This window comes from Ralstonia sp. Ralssp135 (assembly GCF_047304345.1).
In the GTDB taxonomy this organism is placed as follows: Bacteria; Pseudomonadota; Gammaproteobacteria; order Burkholderiales; family Burkholderiaceae; genus Ralstonia; species Ralstonia chuxiongensis.
This window is the reverse complement of record NZ_JBGLYZ010000001.1, coordinates 74,838-97,515: the sequence shown is the minus strand read 5'-3', so window position 1 is coordinate 97,515 and position 22,678 is coordinate 74,838. Positions and strand designations below refer to the sequence as shown.

Genomic DNA, 22,678 nt, shown 5'->3' with positions numbered 1-22,678 from the left:
GCCCGAGATGGCGACTTCCCCTTGGATTTGTGTCACGGGGAGGGAGGGGAGGCAAACTCGCTGCGCTCAGACAGCCTCCCCTCTTTTTCCTCCCCGCGACAAAAATCCAAGGCGCCATCTAGGGCAGGGTACGGCCACACCCTCTGTGTATCTGGGCTGGCGTTTCGGCCCAGCGCCCGTGGGAGAGGCGGGTTGTTAGATGAATCCGCCGTCGGTCATTAGCGTGCGGCCGGTGATCCAGCGGGCGTCGTCGGAGGCCAGGAAGGCGATGGCGTCGGCGATGTCGTCTGGTTCGGCCAGGCGGCCCATCGGGGTCGATTCGCGCATGCGTGCTTTCACCTCATCGGGAATCGGGGCGGTCATGTCGGTGCGCGTGAGCGCGGGTGCCACGGCGTTGACGGTGATGTTGCGCGCGCCCAGTTCGACCGCAAACGCGTGGGTGAGGGCGCTGACGGCGGCCTTGCTTGCCGCATACACCGCCAGCCCTGCGCGGGGCCGGTACACCAGGCTCGACGACACGTTCACGATATGCCCGCCGCGTGTCGGCACATGCGGCAGCACCGCCTGCGTCACGAGAATTGTCGAGAAGGCATTGGTGCGAAACTGCGCGTCGAACGATGCGAGATCGATGCTGCCCACCGGTCGGTTTTCCAGGATGCCTGCGTTGTTGACAAGGATGTCGATGGCGCCGAAGGCCTCGCGCACGGTGCTCACCATTGCATCGACGGACGGTGCGTCGCTTACGTCGGCCTGCACGGCAATGGCTTGTGCGCCGGTGCTGCGGATGGCGTTGATCACGGCGTCGGCTTCTGCGGCGTTGCTGCGATAGACCACGGCCACGCGTGCGCCGTCGGCGGCCAGTCGACGCGCAACGGCCGCGCCAATGCCGCGAGAGCCTCCCGTGACGATAGCCGTGCGACCTGCGAGGCGTTGTGCGGGTGTGGATTGAGTTTGAGACATGCTGCTCTCCTGAGGCGGTGAAAGTTTCGGGAGAACAGATTACGAACCCGCCATCTGATGCGCAGCCCGTCTGGCCGCGACGCGGCGTTCCAGCGTTGGAACGAGCGACGCTGCGGTCAGCCCTGCTGGCGCTTGCGATATTCGGCCACTTTGTGGCGGTTGCCGCAGACTGCCATGCTGCACCAGCGGCGCTTATGCGACTTTGTACGGTCGTAAAACCAAAGCGTGCATTCCGGGTGTTCGCACACGCGCACGAGCTGGAAATCGCCTTCGGCGAGCAGGTGCGCGGCGGCTTCGGCCAGCGGTGCCAGACACTGCTCGACTGAATCGGCGGGGCGCAGGCGTTCGACGCGCGGGGTGCCGTCTTCCCATACCAGCACGGGATGGCTCGGCGCTTGCCGCAGGAACACGTTGAGCGCATCGGCGCTGGCCGCACGGCCCGCTTTGCGTGCTTCCACCAAGGTGCGAATCACCTCGCGTAGGTGTCGCGCCACGGCCAGCAGCACGCCAGGCGGGTAGCGGCCAGCCACCGGCTCAGCGAGCCAGCCCGCGCGCACCAGCCAATCGGAGACATCGACGTCGTTCTGCCAGAAATCGTGCGGCTGGCCGTTGACGTTGGCCACGGTGTTGAGCATGTCCAGGACCGGGTCGTCGGCGATCAGCAGGGGCGCATCGGCGGGGGCGGCGGCAGGTGAGGACATGGCGGTCTACGAGAAAGATGGTGAGGTAATTGTAACCAATTTAACGCTCTATTCCAGTTACTTGTTGCATGCACGTTTCAACGGGTCAATCCGGTGAAAAGCCCGCCGCATTACCATGTGTCGTCCAAGTTTCTTGCCGGAGATGATCATGAGCGCATGGCCTGACGCACGCGTGCTGGAGTTGTTCAATATCGAAGTGCCCATCGTGCTGGGGCCGATGGCCGGCGTGGCTGGCGCGGAACTGGCGATTGCCGTGGCGCGCGGCGGTGGCCTCGGTTCGCTGCCGTGCGCGATGCTCAGCGTCGAGCAGATTCGCCAGCAGGTCGAGCAGTTTCGGGCGGCCGTGCGTGGACCCATCAACCTGAACTTCTTCTGCCACACGCCGCCACAGTCAGATCCCGAGCGCGATGCCAAATGGCGCGCCCATCTGGCGCCGTACTACGCCGAGTTTGGTATCGACTTGAACGCGCAAGCGCCGGCCGTCAACCGTGCGCCATTCGATGAAGCGACTTGCGCGCTGGTGGAAGAACTGAAGCCGGAGGTGGTGAGTTTCCACTTCGGCCTGCCCTCGCCGGAATTGCAGGCCCGCGTGAAGGCCACGGGGGCGAAGGTCATCTCCGCCGCCACCACGGTGGAAGAGGCGCGCTGGCTGGAAGCGCGCGGCGTAGACGCCATCATCGCCATGGGCAACGAAGCGGGCGGCCATCGCGGCATGTTCCTCGCCAAGACGATCGAATCGCAGGTCGGCACCTTTGCGCTGGTGCCGCAGATAGCGGATGCGGTGAAGGTGCCCATCATTGCGGCGGGTGGCATTGGCGATGCGCGCGGTGTGGTGGCGGCGTTGGCGCTGGGGGCATCGGCGGTGCAGATCGGCACGGCCTATATGTTGTCGCCGGAGGCCAAGACATCGGCCATTCATCGCGCGGCGCTCAAGCAGGCAACGGACGCCGACACCGCGCTCACCAACCTGTTCACCGGCCGCCCGGCGCGTGGCATCGTCAACCGGCTGATGCGTGAGATTGGCCCGATGAGCGCGTTTGCCCCGGCCTTCCCCACGGCTGGTGGTGCATTGGCGCCGCTGCGCGCCAAGACGGAGCCGACCGGCTCAGGTGATTTCATCAACCTGTGGTCGGGCCAGGCCGGCCAGTTGGCCACGGAAGACTCGGCCGAAGCCATCACGCGGCGCATTGCCGCCCAGGCGCTCGAGCGGCTCACCTGAGTTTTTCGGCTGCATCGTTTCCCGCGCGGGCACGCCAGACGGCGTGCCCGTTTTGTTTGACATCACAAATCGGTATGCGAACGATGGGAAAATTTCATGTAACTTGTAAATAGTAATTATAAAGGTTACGATGGTTTCACTGCTGTTTCCCGAAACCCATCCGGAGCTTTGCCATGAACGCCCCTGCCCGAACCGTTGATCTGGCTGTCGATGCGTATGCCCCAAGCGCTGTGCGCCACCGCACGGTGGATGTCGAAGGTGTGCGCGTGTTCTATCGGGAGGCTGGCCCAGCCGATGCGCCCACCGTGCTGTTGCTGCACGGTTTTCCCAGCGCGTCGCATATGTTCCGCAACCTGATCCCCCAGTTGGCGGAGCGCTATCACGTGGTGGCGCCGGACTTTCCCGGCTTTGGCTTGACGCAGGTGCCGAGCGGCTTCCGTTACACGTTCGACAACCTGGCGCGCGTGGTCGACGGCTTTACGCAAGCGATCGGCCTGTCGCGTTACGCAATCTACGTGTTCGACTACGGCGCGCCGGTCGGCTGGCGTCTGGCGATGGCGCATCCGGAGCGCATCAGCGCCATCGTCACGCAAAACGGCAACGGCTATGAGGAAGGCCTGGGCGAGGGGCCGTGGGCGCCAGTCAAGGCCTATTGGGACAATCCGGACGAAGCGCATCGCCGTGAGTTGCATGCGATCGTTTCAGATGAGATGACCCAGTGGCAATACCTGAATGGCGTGCCGGACCCGACGCGCGTGGCACCGGATGGCTACCTGCTCGACCAGTATTTTCTGAGCCGCCCGGGCCAGCTCGACATCCAGATGGATCTGTTCCTGGATTACGCGAGCAACGTGGCGCTGTATCCGGCGCTGCACGCGTACTTTCGCGCGCATCGCCCGCCGCTGCTGGCGGTGTGGGGGCGCAATGACACCATTTTCATTCCGCCCGGCGCGGAGGCCTTCAAGCGCGACCTGCCCGATGCGGAGATCCACTTTGTCGACAGCGGCCACTTTGCGCTGGAGACGCACCATGCGGAAATTGGTGCCCACATGCTCGACTTCCTTGGCCGCGTGGTGAAGTAACGCGCGGGTTCAGGTCAACGGTTGCATGGTGGCTTCCGCGGCAAAGCGCTCGCGCAGGAACGCCACCAGCGCCTTCACCGAAGGCGGCACGCCTGCACGCGATGGATAGAGTGCGTGCAGGTCGGCCGGCTCGGGTGTCCAGCCCGGCAACACCGTGCGCAGGTGGCCACTGCCAAGCGCCGCATGGCAGCAATGCTGCGGCAGGATGGCCAGGCCAAGCCCCGCGATGGCGGCTTCGCGCAGGGCGATGATGTTATCGCTGGCAAAGCGAGGGCGAATCGGCAGCGCTAGCCGATGGCCGCGTGCATCCTGCAATATCCAATCGCGGCTTCGGGCGAGCGAGCCTTGCCCCAGGCACGGGAAATTTTCAGCGCGGCGGGCGTGTCGGGCTCACCCACACGGGCAATCAATGCGGGGCTGGCCACCAGCACGCGCGGCGAGACCACCAGATGCCGCGCCACCACATCGCGTGAGGGCAGCGGCCCCGTGGCCGCGCGGATCGCCACGTCAATGCGCTGCTCGATCAGGTCGACGTAGGTGTTGGACAAGTCCAGCTCGATGCGCAGCTTCGGATGCGCATCGGCAAATTCGGCCAGCCAGCCGGCCACCAGCGTTTCTGCCAGCAAAGGCGACGTGCCGACGCGCAGCACGCCGGCCGGTTCGCTGCGTGCTGCGCCGGCCAGCGCTTCAATGGCCGCCGACGCATCAGCCATGTCGCGCGCGTGCCGGTACACCGCTTCGCCCACGGGCGTGACCGATACGCGATGGCTTGAGCGTTGCAGCAGCCGCGTGCCGAGCTGCACCTCCAGCTCGGCAATGCGCCGGCTCAGACGTGACTTGGGGATGCCCGTGGCACGCTCGGCAGCGGAAAAGCCACCGGCTTCCACCACGCGCGTGAAGAGATACAGGTCGTCGAAGCGCTTCATGTTGGTACGGGGTTGCGGTCGAACTGCATTGAAGCATAGGCGCGGGCCGGGCATTGTCGCGGGTAACGGATCAGCGCTGTACAGTGTCGCTGGGCGGGTCTGCGCGCGTCGGAATACCGCGCAGACCGGATCGGAGTCTGGCAAGCCTGCGCCCGGCGCGGGCATCAATGTAAGGAGACGGCATGGACAGGCAAGGCACGCAAACGCAGGGGATGTCCCGCGATCGGCTCGCACGGGTCGAGCGCTTCATCGATGACGCTTACATTGCGACGGGCAAGCTGCCCGGCGCGCTCGTCCAGGTATGGCGGCGCGGCGAACTGGCCTTGAACTCCGTGCTGGGCCTGGCCGACCGCGAGCGCCAGGTGCCACTGGCTGAAGATTCCATCTTCCGCATCTACTCGATGACCAAGCCCATCACGTCGGTGGCGTTCATGATGCTGGTGGAGGAATGCAAGGTCGCGCTGGACGATCCGGTCAGCAAATTCATCCCCGCGTGGGCGAACCTGGGCGTGCACGCCGGCGGCTTCATGGAGGGCTTCCAGTCGCGCCCGGTCACGCGCCCCATGCGCATGGTCGACCTGCTGCGCCACACCTCCGGGCTGACTTATGGCTTTCACCAGAACACGAATGTCGACGCGGCGTACCGCCGGCTGAAGCTGGGCGATATCGCCACCGATGGCACGCTCGACGAGATGATCGAAAAGCTGGCCGGCGTGCCGCTGGAGTTCTCGCCGGGCGAGGCGTGGAACTACTCCGTTTCCACCGATGTGCTCGGCTACCTGGTCGGCAAGATCAGCGGCATCCCGTTCGAGACGTTCCTGAAGGAACGGATTTTCGACCCGCTGGGCATGGTCGATACGGCGTTTCATGTGCCAGAAGAGAAGGCGTCGCGCTTCTGTGCGTGCTACGCCGTGGGGGCGATGGGTTCGAAGGCCGTGTCCGATCGTGGGCCGGTCTTGCAGGACGATCCGCGCGCGAGCCCGTACCTGAAACCGCCCAGCTTCATTTCCGGTGGCGGTGGTTTGGTTTCCACCGCGGCGGATTACCTCCGCTTTTCACGCATGCTGTTGCAGGGCGGCGAGTTGGATGGCGTGCGCCTGCTGGGGCCGAAAACGCTGGCGCTGATGACGGCCAACCATCTGCCGGGCGGGCGCGACATGTCGAGCCTGTCGTCGCCTTCCATGTTTAGCGAGGCAGCGTATGACGGCGTGGGTTTCGGGCTGGGTTTCGCGACCACGATCTCGCAGGCGGCCACGTTGATTCCCGGCAGCACGGGCGATTTCTTCTGGGGCGGCGCGGCCGGCACCTTCTTCTGGGTGGACCCGCAGGAAGACCTCATCGGCCTGTTCCTGACGCAGGTCCTGCCGTCGTCTGCTTACCCCGTGCGCCGGCAATTGCGCACGCTTGTCTATAGCGCGATCACGGATGTGGGTGGCGCGGCGCGTTGAGCGCGTGTTGACCATCAAGGCGGCGGAGCATTGCGCGCCGCCGCCTGATCATCACGTCGCACAAGCGCTGATCAAACGTTGAACCGGACGCCTTGTGCCAGAGGCAGCGCACCGCTGTAGTTGACGGTATTGGTGGCGCGGCGCATGTAACCCTTCCATGCGTCCGAGCCGGATTCCCGCCCGCCGCCGGTTTCCTTTTCCCCGCCGAATGCGCCGCCGATCTCGGCGCCCGATGTGCCGATGTTGACGTTGGCGATGCCGCAGTCGCTGCCCGCCGACGACATGAAACGCTCCGCATCGCTCAGGTTTGCCGTGAAGATGGCGGACGACAGACCCTGCGGCACGCCGTTCTGGATGGCGATGGCCTGCTCGGTGTCGCCGTCATACGTCACGACATAGAGGATCGGCGCGAAGGTCTCGCTTTCCATCACCTTCGTCGGCTTCGGCATCTTGACCAGCGCGGGGCGCACGTACCAGGCGTCGGTGCCCAGGTCTTCGCGCACGCGCTCGCCGCCCAACACTTCGCCGCCTTCAGCGCGGGCTTGCGCCAGTGCCTGTTGCATGCCGTCGAAGGCCGCCTGGTCGATCAACGGGCCGACCAGCGTGCCATCGGCCAGCGGGTCGCCTATGGCAATGCTTTGGTAGATCTTTTCCAGACGGGCGAGCAGCGTATCGGCCACCGAGCGGTGCACGATCAGGCGTCGCAGCGACGTACAGCGTTGGCCCGCCGTGCCAACGGCGGCAAAGGTGATGGCGCGTGCCGCCAGTTCCAGATCCGCCGAAGGCGTGACGATCATTGCGTTGTTGCCGCCCAGCTCCAAGATCGACCGGCCAAAGCGCTCCGCCACTTTCACGCCCACCTGGCGGCCCATGCGCGTCGAGCCCGTGGCGCTGACGACCGGCACAAGGTGGCTGGCCACGAGCGCTTCGCCCACATCGCGTCCGCCGATCAGCAGTTGGCTCAGCCCGGCAGGAATCGCGCCCGGCTTTTCCGCATTGAACGCGTCGACAACCTGCTGCATCAGGTGCTGACAAGCAATGGCGGTGAGCGGCGTTTTCTCCGACGGCTTCCACACGATGGCGTTGCCGCACACCAGGGCCAGCGCAGCGTTCCACGACCACACCGCCACCGGAAAGTTGAACGCCGAGATGATGCCCACCACGCCCGTCGGATGCCAGGTTTCCATCATGCGGTGACCAGGCCGCTCGCTGGCGATGGTCAGGCCATGCAGTTGCCGCGACAGACCGACGGCAAAGTCGCAGATGTCGATCATCTCCTGCACTTCGCCCAGGCCCTCGGAGGTGATCTTGCCTGCCTCCAGCGAGACTAGTTCGCCAAGCGCTGCCTTGTGCGTGCGCAGGACCTCGCCCAGGCGGCGCACCAGTTCTCCGCGCACGGGTGCCGGCACGGTACGCCATGCCAGATACGCCTGATGCGCGCCTTGGATGGCAGCCTCGGCCTCGCTGGCGGTATGCGATTTCACGGTCGCCAGTACCGCGCCATCGCGCGGGGCGCGGCTCGTCCAGTCCGACCCTTCGTAGGCCTTCAGGTCTAGGCCGAGGGCCTTCAGTACGGTCTGCAATCGTGTTCGTGAATCTGACATGGCGCGAATCCTTGCTGTTCTCTCGTGTTCAATCAAAAAACTGTTGCGGTGCAGCGGCGCTCAACTCAACGCTCGACGGTGCGGTTCCAGCGCTTGCTCCACTCCGGGCGCTCGGCGTTGATCACATCCCAGTCCAGGGCAACGGCCGTCTTCAGGATGTTGTTCATCTTGTTCTGCTCGTCCGCCGCCTTGCCCTTGAGCGACGCCTTGGGGTTGACTGGATTGTAGGAGCCGTTTTCCATGGCGAGCGCCTGGGCCGCGGGGCTGATCAGGTAGTCCGCCAGCTTCTGCGCCAGCTCGGCATCGGGGTTGTTGGCCAGCACGCACTGCGCTGTCAACAGAACGACGGCGCCTTCCTTAGGTGCGACGAATTCCATCGGGATGCCCTTGGACTTCATCAGCTCCACCTGCGTGAGCGTGTACGGGAACAGCGCGGCATCGCCGGACTGCATCATTTCCACCACCTTCGACGAGTTCGGGATGTACTCGACCACGTTCGGGCCGATGGTGGTGGGCCATGCCTTGAAGGCCGGGTCGACGTTCTTTTCCGTGCCGCCCTTGAGCCGGTTGAACATCAGGAAGGCATCCAGCCCGAACGACGAAGCCGGCATGGATTGCACGACCACCTTGCCCTTGTATTTCGGGTCAGCCAGATCGCCCCACGAGGTGGGCGGCGCCCAGCCCTTGTCGGCAAAGATCTTGGTGCTGTATGCGAGGCCCGTCAGCCCCATCGACAGGCCCACCGCGTAGTCACCCTTGAGGTGCGCAATGGCGGGAACGGCCGACAGGTTGGCCGAAGGCTTGAGCTTTTCGCACAGCCCCATGCCGATGGCGCGGAACATGACGCCGTCGTCCAGCGTCATCACGTGCATCTGCGCCTTGCCTTTGGTCGCCTGGGCCTTGGCGAGGATGTCGGTCGAGGTGCCGGGCACGACGACGACCTTGACGTTGTTGGCCTTCTCGAACGGCGGGAACACGAACTGCGTGTAGGTGCGTTCCATGTTGCCGCCGTTCATGCCGATGTACAGCGTCTTGGTGTCGGCGTGGGCGGCGCCGGCGGCGAACAGCGCGGTTCCGGCAGCCGCTGCAATGATGGACGTGAACGATGTTTTCGCGTGTTTCACAAGCATGGTGATCTCCTGGGGCATCAAGTGCATCAAGCTGCGGGTGGCAGAAAGCGTTGGATGGAAAAGGGTTCGATTGGCGTGGTGGTGCGGCCTTCGGCAATCAGCTCGGCCATGACATCGCCCACGCCGGGCCCGAGCTGGAAACCGGCGCCGGCAAAGCCGAAGGCGTGGAACAGGCCGGGGCGACGGGCGCTTGGCCCAATCACGGGCTGGTCGTCAGGCAGGTTGCCTTCCGTGCCGCTCCACGTGCGGATGATGTGGGCGCCCGTAAGTTGCGGTAGCAGGGCAGCCAACTGCGGTAGCTGGCGCAGGATCGCCACGTGCGACGAGCGCGCGCGCTCGTCGTCCAACACGTAGCCGCGCCCGCCGCCGAATACCACATTGCCGCGCCGCACCTGGCGGCAATAGATGCCGCCGCCTTCCACGCCCAGGCTCCAGGGCAGGAAGAACGGCAGCGGCTCGGTCACGCCCATGGTGGGCGGGATGGTGAACATCGGTACGGGCTCGCCCCATTGCGCCGCAAACTGGGCCGCCCAGGCCCCGGCGCAGTTGACCAGCGCGGAGGCTTTGACTTCCAGATCGCGGTCATGCTGCCGTGCATGGACGACGAAGCGCGCGCCGTCATGCTCGACCGATTGCACCGGCGCGTGCTCGCGCACATCGGCGCCTGCTGCCTGCGCCGCGCGCGCAAATGCGGGCGACAGCAGGCGCGGGTTGGCCTGTCCGTCTTCCGGGCACAGCGAGCCGCCGACGACCTGGTCGCCGCCCATCGGAAAGACCTTTTGCAGTGCAGCCCGGCCTTCGATGAGCTGCAGCCCGAGGCCAAAGCCCTCGCTGCGTGCTGCATAGCTGGCCAGCGATTCCATGTCGGTCACGCTACGGGCGATCTTGAAGTGTCCGCTGCGCTCGTATTCGGCCTCGGTGCCGATCAGCTCGGTCAGACGCCCCCAGATCTGGTGCGAACGCTGGGCCAGCGGCAATTGCTCAATGGAGCGCCCCTGGCGGCGCACACCGCCAAAATTGACACCGCTTGAGCGCGAACCGCACAGGTCGCGCTCGAGTAACGTGACGGTCAGCCCGCGCCGCCGCAGGAACAGCGCGGTGGCGCTGCCCATGATGCCGCCGCCGATGATGGCCACGTCGCATGCAAGCTGCTCACGCATGGTGGCTCTCCGGTTCGATCGCCTCGGTCACATCCAGTGGCAGCGGCTTGATCGGTGCCTGACCGCGCAACCGGCCCACCTGCACCAGCGGAACGGACTGCGCGTGCGCCAGGATTTCTGCTGCCGCTGCGCCGCACATCCGGCCCTGGCAGCGGCCCATGCCCACCCGGCACAGCGCCTTCAGCCGGTTCAGCTCGTGCACGCCGCATTCGGCTGCCGTTTGCCGCAGGGTGCCTGCGGTGACGTTCTCGCAGCGGCACACCACCAAGTCGTCGCCGGCGTGCGCGGCCCAGTCATCGGGAAAGGGGAAAGCAACTTCCAGCGCGTGGCGGAACCGCTCGATCTTCTGCAGGCGCTGGCGCAGCGCGGCCGAGCGATCAGCATCGACGGTGATTTGCCGATCCTGCAACAGAGCGAGCGCTGCCAATTCGCCGGAGTACTCGGCTGCGTCGGCGCCCATGATGCCCGCGCCATCGCCCGCCAGATAGACGCCCGCGACGGAGCTGCGCCGCATGGCGTCGATGCGCGGCACGTGGCAGCGGTGCAGGGCAGAAAACTCGAACGCGCAGCCCAGCAGATCGGCGAGCTGTGTTTCGGGCCGCAGTGCGTAGCCCATGCCGACAGCGGAGCAAGCCGTGCGTTGTTCACGGCCGGCGCTGTCTTGCCAGACGAGTTGCTCCAATGCCGCATCGCCCTCCGCGCGCAGCAAACGCACATCGTGATGCATGGGGATGCCGTGCAGCTTGAGCCAGCCCACCAGCGCCATGCCCTTGGCCATGACAGCCGGCTGGCCCAGCATGGCCGGTGCTGCTTTGTAGCGCGCGGTGGCCGGGGCGGTGTCGAGCACCGCCACGACGTTTGCCCCGGCCTTGGCGTACTGGCAGGCCACCAGATACAGCAGCGGGCCGGTGCCTGCAAACACAACGGCATCGCCAATCGCGCAGCCCTGGTATTTGAGCGCGACTTGCGCCCCGCCCAGCGTATAGACGCCCGGCAGTGTCCAACCCGGGATCGGCAGCACACGGTCTGTGGCGCCGGTAGCGACGATCACATCGCGCCAGGGCAGGCTGCTGACTGCGCGCGTCGGCACATGCAGCAGGTCGAGCAGATCGGGCTGGGCATTCCACACCAGGGTCTGCGGGTGGTAATCGATCTGTGGCTGGAGCTGGTCAAAGGCGGCATGTACGGCCTGCGCACGCGCGGCTTCGGTGCCATACAGATCAGCGGCGCTCCGGGCAAAGCCATCCGGCTGGCGGCGATAGATCTGACCGCCGGCGCGCGGGGCTTCATCCAGCACGATGGGCTTGAGGCCGTGTGCCAGCAGCGTTTGCGCCGCGCGCACACCTGCCGGCCCGGCACCGATGATGACGGGCGGCAGATCCTCCTGCGTCTGGCGCTGCAGCGTGGGGGCGGGTTGCGTCATCACGCGGCTCCCTCGCCGCCGGCGGGTTGCGTGCAGATGTGCATGCCGGGTTCGATCATGGTCTGGCAGGCGCGCTGCGATTTGCCATCGGCCAGGCGCACCCAGCAGTCCTGGCATGCGCCCATCAGGCAGAAGCCTGCGCGCGGCTGGTGGCTGAATTCATCGATGCGCAACTGGCGTGTTTGCGTGAGCACGGCCGTCAAGATGGTGTCGCCGGCAAGCGCTTCGGCGGGCTGGCCATCCAGCACAAAAGCCACTGCGGGGCGATTGCGCTCTTTGAGGCGCTGGAGCTGCGCGCGGGCAGATGGATTTGCAGGAGCGTTCATCGTGATCTGTGTCTCAATGCTTGCCGATCAGAATCCGGTCCAGGCCGTAGACCTTGTCCAGCAGCAGCATCAGCGCCAGCGTGAGGAAGACGATCAGCGCCGAGACGGCGGCCATCATCGGGTCGAGCGATTCCGTGGCGTACATGTACATGCGCACCGGCAGCGTGACGGTGGCGGGCGACACCACGAAGATCGACATGGTCAGTTCATCAAAGCTGTTGATGAAGGCCAGCAGCCACCCGCCCGTGATGCCCGGCAGGATCATCGGCAGCGTCATGCGGCGGAACACCGTGAAGCTGCTCGCACCCAGCGAATAAGCGGCGTGCTCGACCGAGTGGTCAAAGCCCACCAGCGCAGCCATCACCAGTCGCATGGTGTACGGCGTGACGATCAATGCGTGCGCGAAGATCAGCCAGCCGAAGCTGCCTTGCCCGCCCACCAGCGAAAACATGCGCAGCAGCGCCACGCCCAGCACCAGGTGCGGAATGATCAGCGGCGACAGAAACACGCCTTGCAGATACTGCAGCCCCGGCGCGCGGTAGCGGACGATGGCCATGGCGGCCGGCACTGCCAGCGCGGTCGACAGCGTGGCCGCCGCCAGGCCCAGCCAGAGGCTGTTCCAGAACGATTGCACGAAGTCGGGGTGATGCAGCACCTGATCGAACCAGCGCAGCGAGAAATGATGGGTCGGCAGCGTGAGCGTTTCTTCAGGCGTGAAGGCGACGATACAGACGATCACCAGCGGTGCCAGCATGAAGGTGATGACGAGCGCGTTGAAGATGAGCGCGAGCGGTCCGTTCTTTTGCATGTGCGCTCCTTCAGCCCAGCGTCTTCTTGTAACGGCCTTCGATCATGCGGTTCCAGCCCAGCATGATGACGAGGTTGGCCGCCAGCAGAATCAACGCGATGGCTGCACCCAGCGGCCAATTCAGTTCGTTCAGGTATTCGTCGTAGATGAGCGTGGCGACCATCTTCACGCGGCGCCCGCCCAGCAGCCCCGGAATGGCGAATGAGCTGGCCGCCAGGCCGAACACGATCAGGCTGCCCGACAGAATGCCCGGCATGACCTGTGGCAGCACCACGCGGCGCAGGGTGGTGAAGTGCGATGCGGACAATGACAGCGCGGCGTTTTCCACCCAAGGGTCGAGCTTTTGCAGCGAGGTCCACACTGGGATCACCATGAACGGCAGCATCACGTGCACCAGCGCAATCACGACGGCCGTCTCGTTGTACAGCAGCTTGACCGAGCCGATGCCAACGGCCTTGAACGCGGCGTTGATCAGGCCTTCGGGCCCGAGCAGCATGCTCCAGCCGAAGGCGCGCACCACGACCGAGATCAGCAGCGGCGCCAGAATGACGAGCAGAAAAATCGAGCGCCAGGGTTTGCGCATCCGGCTCAGGATGTAGGCTTCGGGCGCGCCGATCAGGATGCACACCAGCGTCACAAGTGCCGAGACGCGCAGCGTGCGCCAGAAGATCTCGTAGTAGTACGGGTCTTGCACCACGTGCAGGTAGTGCACGAACGTGAAAGTGCCCGCGATGGGGCCCTTGTCGGCATCGAACGCGTTGAACGACAGGATCACGCTCAGCGCGAGCGGCACGAACAGCATTACGGCAAAGAGCGCCAGCGCCGGGCCGGTCATGCTCCATGGCACCCAGGTCGGTCTGCGGCTCATGCTGCGTTCCCCTCGGTACCAATCACGCGGACATAGCGGTCCTGCCAATCCACGCCGACGGTCTGGCCCACTTCGCGCGGGGCATCGCCATCGTTGACGGCGGATACCAGCATTGCGCCGAGCGGCGTGTCGACGGTGTACATCCACTGGTTGCCGAGGAAGAAGCGTTCGGTCACGCGGCCTTCGCAGCGGCCGGTGCCGTTGGCGGTGCATGTCATCTTTTCGGGGCGCAGCGCCAGCACGACCTTGCTGCCCGCCGGCGTGCCCGGCGGCAGCGCCAGTTGCACGGAACCGACCGATGCGCGAAGTGCGCCATCGGCGCCCGACACCACCGCGGCATGCAGCAGATTGGCCTTGCCGACAAAGGTGGAGATGAACGCATTGCGCGGATGCTCATACACCGCCAGCGGTGTATCCACCTGGGTGATGCGGCCCGCTTCCATGACGACCACGCGATCGCTGATCGACATGGCTTCGGCCTGATCGTGGGTGACCATGATGGTGGTCGTGCCGACCTTGCGCTGGATCTCGCGCAGCTCGAACTGCATCTCTTCGCGCAGCTTGGCGTCCAGGTTCGACAGCGGCTCGTCCAGCAGCAGCACTGGCGGCTTGATGACCAGCGCCCGCGCCAGGGCCACGCGCTGGCGCTGGCCGCCCGAGAGTTCGCGCGGATAGCGATCGACGTGCTTGTCCAGATGCACGAGCGCCAGCGTTTGCATGGCGCGCTCGCGGCGCTCTGCTGCGGGGCACTTGCGCATCTCCAGCCCGAATTCCACGTTCTCGCGCACCGTCATGTGCGGGAACAGCGCGTAGGTCTGGAACACGATCCCCAGGCCGCGCGCGTTGGCCTTGGCACGGGTGATGTCCTTGCCGTCCAGCTCGATCGAGCCTTCGGTCACCTCCGCGAAGCCCGCAATCATCTGCAGGGTCGTGGTCTTGCCGCAGCCCGACGGGCCCAGCAGCGAGACGAACTCGCCCTTGTGCACGTTCAGGTTGAAGTCCTGAACGACCCGCAGGTCGCCGTACTGCTTGGAGACATGGTTGAGGCGCAGAAAACTCATCGGTCATCCTTTGCGACTTGGGGGCGTCGCCAGACGCTTCTGTTTGAACAATATGGCTATGCTATTGCAACACCTGTGCCAAAACATCGTTCCAGCCTAGGTGTATACGCTGTAGTTGGAATATTTCTCATATTTATTCCACTGAACGGAATACAATCGATCAACCGAATTCAGTCCATTCCAGCTTTATGTCAGTAGATTCCGAAGACGATGCGCATCAGCGCAGCGCCATGCACCGCACCTTCCAGATCCTGCGCACCATGGCGGAGCAGCAGCACCAAGGTGTGCGCGTCACCTACCTGGCAAAGACCCTGGGAATGACGCCCGCCACCACGCACCGCCTGCTGCAGGGGCTGACGCAAGAAGGCATGGTCGAGCAGGATCAGCAGAACAAGCTGTACCGGCTGAGCCTGGACCTGTTCTGCCTGGCGGCCCAGGCCGGCGCGGTAAACGACTTGCGCTCGGTCGCGCGGCCAGCCTTGCTGCGGCTGAACGCCAGCCTGGGCGACACGGTCCTGCTGCTGGTGCGCTCGGGCTTTGATGCGGTGTGCCTAGATCGCGTGGAAGGCCAATATCCGATCCGCACCTTCACGGGTGATGTGGGCGGCCGGATTGAACTCGGTGTGGGCCAGGGCGCGCTGGTGATCCTGGCGCACCTGCCCGATGCCGAGCAGGAGGAGGTGCTGCGCTACAACCTGCCGCGCATCCGGCACTACAGCGTGTACGACGAGGTCTATCTGCGCTCCGAGGTCAGAAAGGCGCGCGAGCTCGGCTACAGCGCCAAGACGGACGGGCTGCTCGAAGGTATGGCCGGCATTGCCGTGCCGGTGTTCGATCGTAATGGCAACGTCGTCGCCGCGCTCTCTGTGGGGACGCTCGCCAACCGCCTGAGCGCCGAGCGCCTGCCCATCGTCTACGACATGCTGCTGCGCGAGGCCAATCGGCTGACCACGCAGATCAATCCGTTTGATCCGACGCTGCGCCGGCCCATGCAATCAATGGCCGTGAGCGACGCCTATCGCGCCATCTGATCTGACCGGGCGATCATGCGAGCACGCGACCCGGGTTCAGCAGACGTTGCGGGTCGAGCGCCTGCTTGATGGTCTGCATCAATTGCAGCGCCACCGGCGCCTTGTAGTGCGGAAGGTGATCGCGCTTGAGCGAGCCGATGCCATGCTCGGCTGAGATCGAGCCGCCAAACCGGTGGACGGACTGATACACCGCATCGCCAATCGCAGCCTCATGCGCGGCAACGAACGCCGCGGCATCTGCCCCCGCCGGAGGCTGCACGTTGTAGTGCAGGTTTCCGTCGCCCAGGTGCCCGAAGTTGATGAGCCGCAGGCCCGGCGCCAGGGCCTGCAGATGTGCATCGGTCTGCGCCACAAAGTCGGGGATGCGCGAGATCGGCACCGAGACATCGTGTTTGATGTTGGGCCCTTCGGCCGCCTGGGCCAGGGTGATGCTCTCGCGGATGTGCCACAGGTCGTGCGCCTGCCGGATGTTCTCGGCGATGATCGCGTCGGTCACGATGCCGTCTTCCATGGCGGTTTCCAGCAGGTGTTCAAACTGTGCCCGGGCGTGCGCCTCCGATTCGCTGTCGGAGGCTTCCAGCAAGACGCACCACATCGTTTCGCGCCACATCGGCACGCGCAGATGCGGATAGTGCGTGTCGACCAGCTTCAGCCCTTCCTGGCTCATGACCTCAAAGCCTGTGAGCGCGGCAGACAGATGCCGGTGCGACAAGGCCAGCAACGCCGTGGCTGCTTGCAGTGAAGGTACGGCTGCCCATGCCGTCAACTGCGCGGCCGGTTGCGGATACAGGCGCAGCGTGGCCGCCGTGATGATGCCCAGCGTGCCTTCGCTGCCGATGAACAGATTGCGCAGGTCATAGCCGGTGTTGTCCTTGCGCAGGCCTTGCAGGCTCTCCCAGATTTGCCCCTCGGCCAGCACGACTTCCAGCCCCAGGCACAGCTCGCGCGCATTGCCATAGCGCAGCACTTGCGTGCCGCCTGCGTTGGTTGCCAGGTTGCCGCCGATTGTGCAACTGCCTTCCGCGCCCAGGCTCAACGGGAACAGCATGCCCGCCTCGCTTGCCACGTCCTGCAGCGACTGGAGTACGCAACCGGCGTCCACCGTCATCGTCATGTTGGCGGCGTCGATGGCGCGCACGGCCTGCATGCGGCGCAGGCTCACGATGATCTGCTTGCCGCTGGCATCGGGCACCGAGCCTTCCACGAGGCCCGTATTGCCGCCTTGCGGCACGATGGAGGCGCCGGCCTGCGAACACGCGCGCACGACCGCGGCCACTTCCGCCGTGCTGCCCGGCCTCACCACGCACAGCGCCTTGCCGCGCACGCGCTGGCGCCAGTCGGATTCGTATTCGGCGCAGTCATCGCCGGTCAGAACATGGGCAGGCCCCACGATGTCGCGCAAGGCCGGAATCAGATTGTCGGGTGTCATGGCAATGGCGATGAAGGTTGTCTTGTCTGAAGGGGAGCTGTCACCGCATGGCCAGCGTTACCGCCGCGGCCAGCCGCTGCACGGCCTGCTCGATTTGCGGCACCTCGGGCGCGGCAAACGACAAGCGCATGGTGTTGAGTTGCGCGTTGTCTGGGTAGAACGCCTTGCCCGGCACATAGAGCACCTGCTGCGACACAGCGGCATCAAAGAGTGCTTGCGGGTCGATCGACTGCGCGAACGTCGCCCAGACAAACATGCCGCCTGCCGGCGCAGCGCACTGCACATGGCCATCCAGCTGCGTGGCGATGCCTTGCACCAGGGCCTGCATGCGCCGTTGATACTCGATGCGGGCGCGCTGCACCGTGGCCGGGTAGCGGCCGCTTTCCAGATAGCGGGCTGCCACCATTTGCGTCAGCGGCGACGTGCACAGATCCACCGTCTGTTTGGCGATGGCGCACCGGCGCAGCAGGCTGCTGTCGGCCAGCATCCAGCCGATCCGCAGCGCGGGAGCGACGGTCTTGGACAGGCTGGAGAGATACACCACCGGGTTCGTGCCGCCCGCTGCCAACCGGTCGCCCTCCGCGCGCAGGGTTGCGGGCATGGCAACGGCGTGGCCCTCCGGCGCATCAAAGCGCAGCTCGCCGTAGGGATCGTCTTCCACCACCCAGAAGCCATGGGTGCAGGCCAACTGCACGAGGGCTTCGCGCCGTTGTGCAGACAGCAGCGTGCCGCGCGGGTTGGAAAAATTCGGCACGGTGTAGAGCAGCTTGGGGCGCTGCGTGGCGGGCAACTGGTGCAGCAGGTCGGCCAGCGCATCGGTTTGCAGGCCGTGTTCGTCCATCGGCACGGGCACGATGCGGGCTTGCGCCAGGCGCAAGGCTTGCAGCGTGGCAGGGTAGGCGGGCACTTCCACCAGCACCGTATCGCCGGGTTCGATCAACGCCCGCACCAGCAGGTCAAACGCTTGCTGCGAGCCCGTGGTCACCATCATCTGCTCGGCGCTGGCCTGGATGCCCCGCGCGCCCATCAGCGCTGCGAGCGCCGTGCGAAGGACGGGCAGTCCTTCCGTGGCGCCGTACTGCAGGGTTTGCGTATCGCTCGCCATGGCATGGGCGGCGGCGTGCGCCAGCCCTTCGGCATCGAACAGACTGGGCGACGGATACCCGCCCGCCAGCGAGATCATTCCCGGCTGGCTGAGGTACGGAAACAGTTCGCGGATGGGCGAGCCGGCGGGGTTCGCAAACGGGGCGGCAAAGCCCGGCATGGCGGCTGGTGTGTGCAGGCCGGTCATGCGGCATCCACGACGGGCGTGCCGCGCAGCACGGCGCGCACCTTATCGATCGAGCGCTGCTGTGCCGCTTCGTACAACGCGATTTCGTCATGCACGCGTGCGCCCAGCGCAGCCTCAAACGCTTGCTGTGCGGCGTGGGCTTGATACTGCTTCTGCTCTTCGCCGCCCAGGTTGGACTGGAAGATGCCCGCCGCGCTGACCGGCAAGAAATCCTCATACGTGATGGGATCGGCTTGCACCCAGCCGTTGGCCAAAAGTTCATCCAATGACGCATCGGCCGCCGCTGCGCTGTCGGCGTGTGCCTGGCCGGATGGCGTGAGGGTATAGCGATAGAACGCCAGCCCTTGTGCACGCAGTGCGTCATGGCTGTCGGGAAAGGCGCGGAACGCCTGGGCCAGCCGACTTCCGTAGTTGGGCGCCGCACTGCCGGCATTGCCCATGCTGCGCACCTCGGCCAGCAGTTGGTCGTATAGCGTGCGGCCCTTGCGCGTCAGGGCCACGCCGCGCTGCTCGATTTCGCCAAAGCGCGCCGTGTGGGCGCCGTCATCGTCGGTAAAGCGCACAGCCTCCTGCAGCGCCTTGAAGCTGGTCTGGCGCAGCAGGATAGGGCAGTTGCGGCGCGGCGGACCTTCCACCACGTCCTTGGCGTCCATGCCACGTGTTGGCATGGCGGCCTGCGCGGCGTCGATGTCGAGCGTGCGCGGCGTCAGATGGTTGATGTGGGGGCCGCGGAAGCACACCACGTCGGCCACCAGGCGGTGGGCGGCTTGCAGCGCACGATACGTCTGGGCATCGACCGTGGCGGTGCTGTGCCAGCGGAAGGTCTCCAGCGCCTCGCGCACAAAGGCGTCGGCATCTGTGCTGACCAGGCCGCCGTCGGCCTCGCATTGGGCAATCAATTGCAGCACGCGCGGCGTAAAGATCTGGCGGCGCGCCAGGATGGCAGCGGCCTTGTCACGCAGTGCGGCGTCGGCAATCAGCTCAAGCCGCAGCAGCGACGTGAACACGCGAAACGGATTGGCCAGCAACGCGGCATCGCCCACCGGGCGGAACGCCGTCGAATGCACGGGCACGCCAGCCACCGACAGATCGTAGTAACCCACCGGCTCCATGCCCATGACGGCAAACAGCCGGCGCAGCGTGGCAAGCTCGGCTGCCGTGCCGACGCGGATGGCGCCGTGGCGCTCGACGTCCAGCCGCTCCAGTTCGCCCGACTGCGCCATCTGCGCGCGCAGCGCGGGCTGGGCGTCCAGCGTGCGAGCGTTGATGTCGGATACCAGCTCGACCAGAGTGCCGTATTGGGGCACTTCTTCGCGGTACATGGCGGACATGGCGCGCGAAAAGCGAGAGCGGATTTCGTTGGCGTGGATGAAGTGGGAGGCCGAAGGTTGATGCGAATCGCTCATGACTGGGCTGGGTTTGGCAGAGGGTGAAGCGATGCTAGGGTGGCGAATGAAGCTCGGTCAAACGATAATCCGGCCTTAGGTCATTCCAAAATAGAATGACTGAGCGACTTTTGCACCGCACAACTCCTGCGCCCCATGTTCCTGTCCCGCCGCTTTCTGCCGCCGATGTCCCTGCTATGCGCGTTCGAGGCCGCCGCACGCCACCAGAGCTTCACGGCCGCCGCCGTGGAGCTGCACCTCACGCAAAGTGCTGTCAGCCGCCAGATCCGCGCGCTGGAAGATCGCCTGGGCGCTGAGCTGTTCGTGCGTGAACGCCAGACCGTACGGCTGAGCGCGGCGGGCCAGGCGTACGCGGAGGAAATCCGCGGCGCGTTGATGCGCATCGCCAGCGCCACGGTCGGGTTTCGAGCCAATCCGCAGGGCGGCAGCTTGAATCTGGCCATCCTGCCGACGTTCGGCACCCGTTGGCTGGCACCGCGCCTGCCCGCGTTTTTCGACCAGCATCCGGGCATCACCATCAATCTGACGACGCGGCTGTCGCAGTTCGACTTTCAACTGGAAGCGGTGGACGCGGCCATCCATTTCGGTACGCCGCATTGGCCGGGGGCGGACCTGGCCTTGCTGATGAGCGAAACCGTCGTGCCTGCTTGCAGCCCGGCGCTGCTGGCCCGCTACGACTTTGCGCAGCCGCGCGATCTGCTGCATGCGCCGCTGTTGCACCTGGCCTCCCGCCCCGATGCCTGGCCGCGTTGGCTGGCCAGCCATCAGGTGACAGGGGCAGAACCCCAGGGCATGCTGTTCGACCAATTTGCCACGGCCGCGCAAGCTGCCGTTGCGGGCCTGGGCGTGGCGTTACTGCCGCGTTTTCTGATCACTCACGAGCTGCAGCAGGGCGACCTGGTGCAGGCGTTGCCGCATGTGCCCGAGATGGAAAGCGCGGAGCGTTACTACCTCGCCTGGCCCATGAGTCGCGCTGACTACCCGCCGCTGCAAGCGCTGCGGACATGGCTGGTGAAAGCGGCGCAGGATTTCATGACCACGCAGCCTGCAAGGTAAGGCGCCGCGCTTTCGCAAGTGCACAGAGCAAGCAGAACGCGCGCGTTCGGCACCAAACCAACGGTGGCGAAGCAGTGCATGACTCGCCCATCGGGGTTCTGTAAAGTTCGCAGATCGAATTTGTCGGATCGGGCCAGCGGTGCTCACAACCCGGTCGACGCAAAACAAAGCTGACGTTATCTCTCGCCCATGTCCATCCAACACGCATTGCTGACATCCCTGCTGGAAAAGCCCTCGTCGGGCTACGAGCTTGCCCGACGCTTTGACAAGTCGATGGGCTATTTCTGGAGCGCCACGCATCAGCAGATCTACCGTGAGCTTGGCCGCATGGCCGAAGCCGGCTGGGTGAGCGTGGAAGAAGAGGAAGACAGCCGCAAGAAGACGTACACCGTGCTGCCGCCGGGCCAGGCCGAACTCGCCCGCTGGGTGCTGGAGCCGACCGTGTCGTCGGACAACCGGGAGGAAGTGCTGGTGAAGCTGCGCGCCGAGGCGGTGATCGGCCCCCTCGGTTTTGCCGACGAGATGCAGCGCCTGATCGAGCAGCACCGCACGCGGCTGAACACCTTCCGCGAGATCGAGAAGCGCGATTTTTCGCGGGCTGATCTCACACGTGCGCAGCAGTTGCAGCACGCAGTGCTTCAGCGCGGCATCGTTTACGAAGAAGGCTGGCTCGCGTGGGCAGACGATGTGCTGCCGTTGCTGGAGCCAGCCTCAGTCACCGCTTAAAACTCAAGCCGTCGCCTTGCTACCGGCCGGAGCGCGCAGCGCTTCGATGTTGTTCAGGCGACGGCGCGCCACTTCGAACTCCTCGGCAAAGCGCTTGACGAGTTCCGCTGCCGGCACCACGCGCTTGACCGCGCCCACGCCCTGGCCGGCACCCCAGATGTCTTTCCATGCCTTGGCCTTGGCGCCACCGCCCGAGCCGAAGTTCATCTTGCTCGGGTCTGATTCCGGCAGCGCGTCTGGGTCCAGGCCGGCGCCTTCGATGCTCTTGCGCAGGTAGTTGCCGTGCACGCCGGTGAACAGGTTCGTGTAGACGATATCGCTGGCGGTGCTTTCCACGATCGCTTGCTTGTAGCCCTCGATCGCGTTGGCTTCTTCGGTGGCGATGAACGCCGATCCGACGTAGGCCAGGTCCGCACCCGCTGCCAATGCCGCCAGGATCGCATTGCCGTTGGCGATGGCGCCCGACAGCAGCAGCGGGCCATCGAACCATTCGCGAATTTCGTGGATCAGCGCAAACGGCGAGGTGGTGCCCGCATGGCCGCCCGCGCCCGCCGCCACGGCGATCAGGCCATCCGCGCCTTTCTCGATCGCCTTCTTGGCAAATTTATTGTTGATGACATCGTGGAGCACGATGCCGCCGTAGCTGTGCACCGCCTGGTTCACGTCTTCACGTGCGCCCAGCGAGGTGATGACGATGGGCACCTTGTACTTCACGCACAGCTCCAGGTCGTGCTCCAGGCGGTCGTTCGACTTGTGCACGATCTGGTTGACTGCAAACGGTGCCGACGGCTTGTCGGGGTGCTGCGCGTCGTATTCGGCCAGCTCCGTGGTGATGCGCTGCAGCCAGGTTTCCAGCAGCTCGGCCGGCCGCGCATTGAGCGCCGGGAACGAGCCGACCACGCCCGCCTTGCACTGCGCGATCACGAGGTCGGGGTTGGAAATGATGAACAGCGGCGAGCCCACCACGGGCACGGACAGGCGGTTTTGCAGGATCGGGGGCAGCGACATGGCAGTCTCCGTTGG

General features: G+C 65.4%; 20 protein-coding genes and 1 pseudogene. 6 read left to right on the top strand and 15 right to left on the bottom strand.

Annotated elements, in window-relative coordinates:
* Nucleotides 1-195 precede the first annotated feature (195 nt).
* A complete protein-coding gene (locus tag ACCD03_RS00435) occupies nucleotides 196-960 on the bottom strand; it encodes an SDR family NAD(P)-dependent oxidoreductase (protein WP_045205801.1) in 765 nt (254 codons plus the stop codon).
* Between the two features lie 116 nt (nucleotides 961-1,076).
* On the bottom strand, nucleotides 1,077-1,661 hold the full coding sequence (locus ACCD03_RS00430; protein ID WP_413410468.1) for a CGNR zinc finger domain-containing protein: 585 nt from the start codon (nucleotides 1,659-1,661) through the stop codon (nucleotides 1,077-1,079).
* Nucleotides 1,662-1,809: 148 nt separating this feature from the next.
* On the opposite strand from ACCD03_RS00430, the gene ACCD03_RS00425 reads away from it, so the two are divergent.
* Nucleotides 1,810-2,880 carry an NAD(P)H-dependent flavin oxidoreductase gene (locus tag ACCD03_RS00425; protein WP_413410467.1) on the top strand — a complete coding sequence of 357 codons (1,071 nt, stop codon included), beginning with the start codon at nucleotides 1,810-1,812 and terminating at the stop codon, nucleotides 2,878-2,880.
* 173 nt (nucleotides 2,881-3,053) lie between these two features.
* Nucleotides 3,054-3,962, top strand: a complete 909-nt coding sequence (locus ACCD03_RS00420) for an alpha/beta fold hydrolase (protein WP_413410466.1) — start codon at nucleotides 3,054-3,056, stop codon at nucleotides 3,960-3,962.
* Between the two features lie 9 nt (nucleotides 3,963-3,971).
* Here the strand turns inward: ACCD03_RS00420 and ACCD03_RS00415 are convergent.
* Nucleotides 3,972-4,888: pseudogene (locus ACCD03_RS00415) on the bottom strand (LysR substrate-binding domain-containing protein).
* A 182-nt stretch (nucleotides 4,889-5,070) separates the two neighbouring features.
* On the opposite strand from ACCD03_RS00415, the gene ACCD03_RS00410 reads away from it, so the two are divergent.
* Nucleotides 5,071-6,336: a serine hydrolase domain-containing protein gene (locus ACCD03_RS00410; RefSeq protein ID WP_045205806.1), complete on the top strand. Its 1,266-nt coding sequence runs from the start codon at nucleotides 5,071-5,073 to the stop codon at nucleotides 6,334-6,336.
* 71 nt (nucleotides 6,337-6,407) lie between these two features.
* Here ACCD03_RS00410 and ACCD03_RS00405 read toward each other — a convergent pair whose 3' ends face one another.
* The 8 genes from ACCD03_RS00405 to ACCD03_RS00370 all read right to left on the bottom strand — a co-directional run bounded on the left by ACCD03_RS00405 (nucleotide 6,408) and on the right by ACCD03_RS00370 (nucleotide 14,716).
* The gene (locus tag ACCD03_RS00405) at nucleotides 6,408-7,940 is read right to left on the bottom strand and encodes an aldehyde dehydrogenase family protein (protein WP_413410465.1); all 1,533 of its coding nucleotides are present in this window, start codon (nucleotides 7,938-7,940) and stop codon (nucleotides 6,408-6,410) included.
* Between the two features lie 65 nt (nucleotides 7,941-8,005).
* On the bottom strand, nucleotides 8,006-9,070 hold the full coding sequence (locus ACCD03_RS00400) for an ABC transporter substrate-binding protein (RefSeq protein WP_413410464.1): 1,065 nt from the start codon (nucleotides 9,068-9,070) through the stop codon (nucleotides 8,006-8,008).
* 26 nt (nucleotides 9,071-9,096) lie between these two features.
* Nucleotides 9,097-10,230, bottom strand: a complete 1,134-nt coding sequence (locus ACCD03_RS00395) for an NAD(P)/FAD-dependent oxidoreductase (protein WP_413410463.1) — start codon at nucleotides 10,228-10,230, stop codon at nucleotides 9,097-9,099.
* A complete protein-coding gene (locus tag ACCD03_RS00390) occupies nucleotides 10,223-11,653 on the bottom strand; it encodes an NAD(P)/FAD-dependent oxidoreductase (RefSeq protein WP_413410462.1) in 1,431 nt (476 codons plus the stop codon). The genes ACCD03_RS00395 and ACCD03_RS00390 overlap by 8 nt, the downstream gene beginning before the upstream one ends.
* Entirely contained in the window at nucleotides 11,653-11,979 is a 327-nt protein-coding gene (locus ACCD03_RS00385) for a (2Fe-2S)-binding protein (RefSeq protein ID WP_413410461.1), read from the bottom strand. The genes ACCD03_RS00390 and ACCD03_RS00385 overlap by 1 nt, the downstream gene beginning before the upstream one ends.
* A 13-nt stretch (nucleotides 11,980-11,992) precedes the next feature.
* A complete protein-coding gene (locus ACCD03_RS00380; RefSeq protein WP_253540231.1) occupies nucleotides 11,993-12,787 on the bottom strand; it encodes an ABC transporter permease in 795 nt (264 codons plus the stop codon).
* A 10-nt stretch (nucleotides 12,788-12,797) separates the two neighbouring features.
* A complete protein-coding gene (locus ACCD03_RS00375) occupies nucleotides 12,798-13,655 on the bottom strand; it encodes an ABC transporter permease (RefSeq protein WP_253540228.1) in 858 nt (285 codons plus the stop codon).
* Nucleotides 13,652-14,716, bottom strand: coding sequence for an ABC transporter ATP-binding protein (locus tag ACCD03_RS00370; RefSeq protein ID WP_413410460.1), 1,065 nt, complete (start codon nucleotides 14,714-14,716; stop codon nucleotides 13,652-13,654). The genes ACCD03_RS00375 and ACCD03_RS00370 overlap by 4 nt, the downstream gene beginning before the upstream one ends.
* 188 nt (nucleotides 14,717-14,904) lie before the next feature.
* Between ACCD03_RS00370 and ACCD03_RS00365 the strand changes: the two genes are divergently transcribed.
* A complete protein-coding gene (locus ACCD03_RS00365) occupies nucleotides 14,905-15,747 on the top strand; it encodes an IclR family transcriptional regulator (protein WP_413410459.1) in 843 nt (280 codons plus the stop codon).
* A 13-nt stretch (nucleotides 15,748-15,760) separates the two neighbouring features.
* Here the strand turns inward: ACCD03_RS00365 and ACCD03_RS00360 are convergent, their stop codons facing one another.
* Genes ACCD03_RS00360 through ACCD03_RS00350 form a run of 3 tightly spaced genes read right to left on the bottom strand, consistent with a single transcriptional unit; the run spans nucleotide 15,761 to nucleotide 19,873 of the window.
* Nucleotides 15,761-17,176 (bottom strand): FAD-binding oxidoreductase, encoded by a 1,416-nt coding sequence (locus ACCD03_RS00360; RefSeq protein ID WP_413410458.1) that lies wholly within the window; start codon nucleotides 17,174-17,176, stop codon nucleotides 15,761-15,763.
* Between the two features lie 40 nt (nucleotides 17,177-17,216).
* Nucleotides 17,217-18,467 (bottom strand): PLP-dependent aminotransferase family protein, encoded by a 1,251-nt coding sequence (locus ACCD03_RS00355; RefSeq protein ID WP_413410457.1) that lies wholly within the window; start codon nucleotides 18,465-18,467, stop codon nucleotides 17,217-17,219.
* The gene (locus tag ACCD03_RS00350; protein ID WP_413410456.1) at nucleotides 18,464-19,873 is read right to left on the bottom strand and encodes a VOC family protein; all 1,410 of its coding nucleotides are present in this window, start codon (nucleotides 19,871-19,873) and stop codon (nucleotides 18,464-18,466) included. Before ACCD03_RS00350 ends, ACCD03_RS00355 begins: the two co-directional genes overlap by 4 nt.
* A 135-nt stretch (nucleotides 19,874-20,008) precedes the next feature.
* Here ACCD03_RS00350 and ACCD03_RS00345 point away from each other — a divergent pair, with 135 nt between their 5' ends.
* On the top strand, nucleotides 20,009-20,929 hold the full coding sequence (locus ACCD03_RS00345; RefSeq protein ID WP_413410455.1) for a LysR substrate-binding domain-containing protein: 921 nt from the start codon (nucleotides 20,009-20,011) through the stop codon (nucleotides 20,927-20,929).
* Between the two features lie 189 nt (nucleotides 20,930-21,118).
* Nucleotides 21,119-21,655, top strand: coding sequence for a PadR family transcriptional regulator (locus ACCD03_RS00340; RefSeq protein ID WP_413410453.1), 537 nt, complete (start codon nucleotides 21,119-21,121; stop codon nucleotides 21,653-21,655).
* Between the two features lie 3 nt (nucleotides 21,656-21,658).
* Here ACCD03_RS00340 and ACCD03_RS00335 read toward each other — a convergent pair whose 3' ends face one another.
* A complete protein-coding gene (locus ACCD03_RS00335; RefSeq protein WP_045205821.1) occupies nucleotides 21,659-22,663 on the bottom strand; it encodes an NAD(P)H-dependent flavin oxidoreductase in 1,005 nt (334 codons plus the stop codon).
* Between the last annotated feature and the right edge of the window lie 15 nt (nucleotides 22,664-22,678).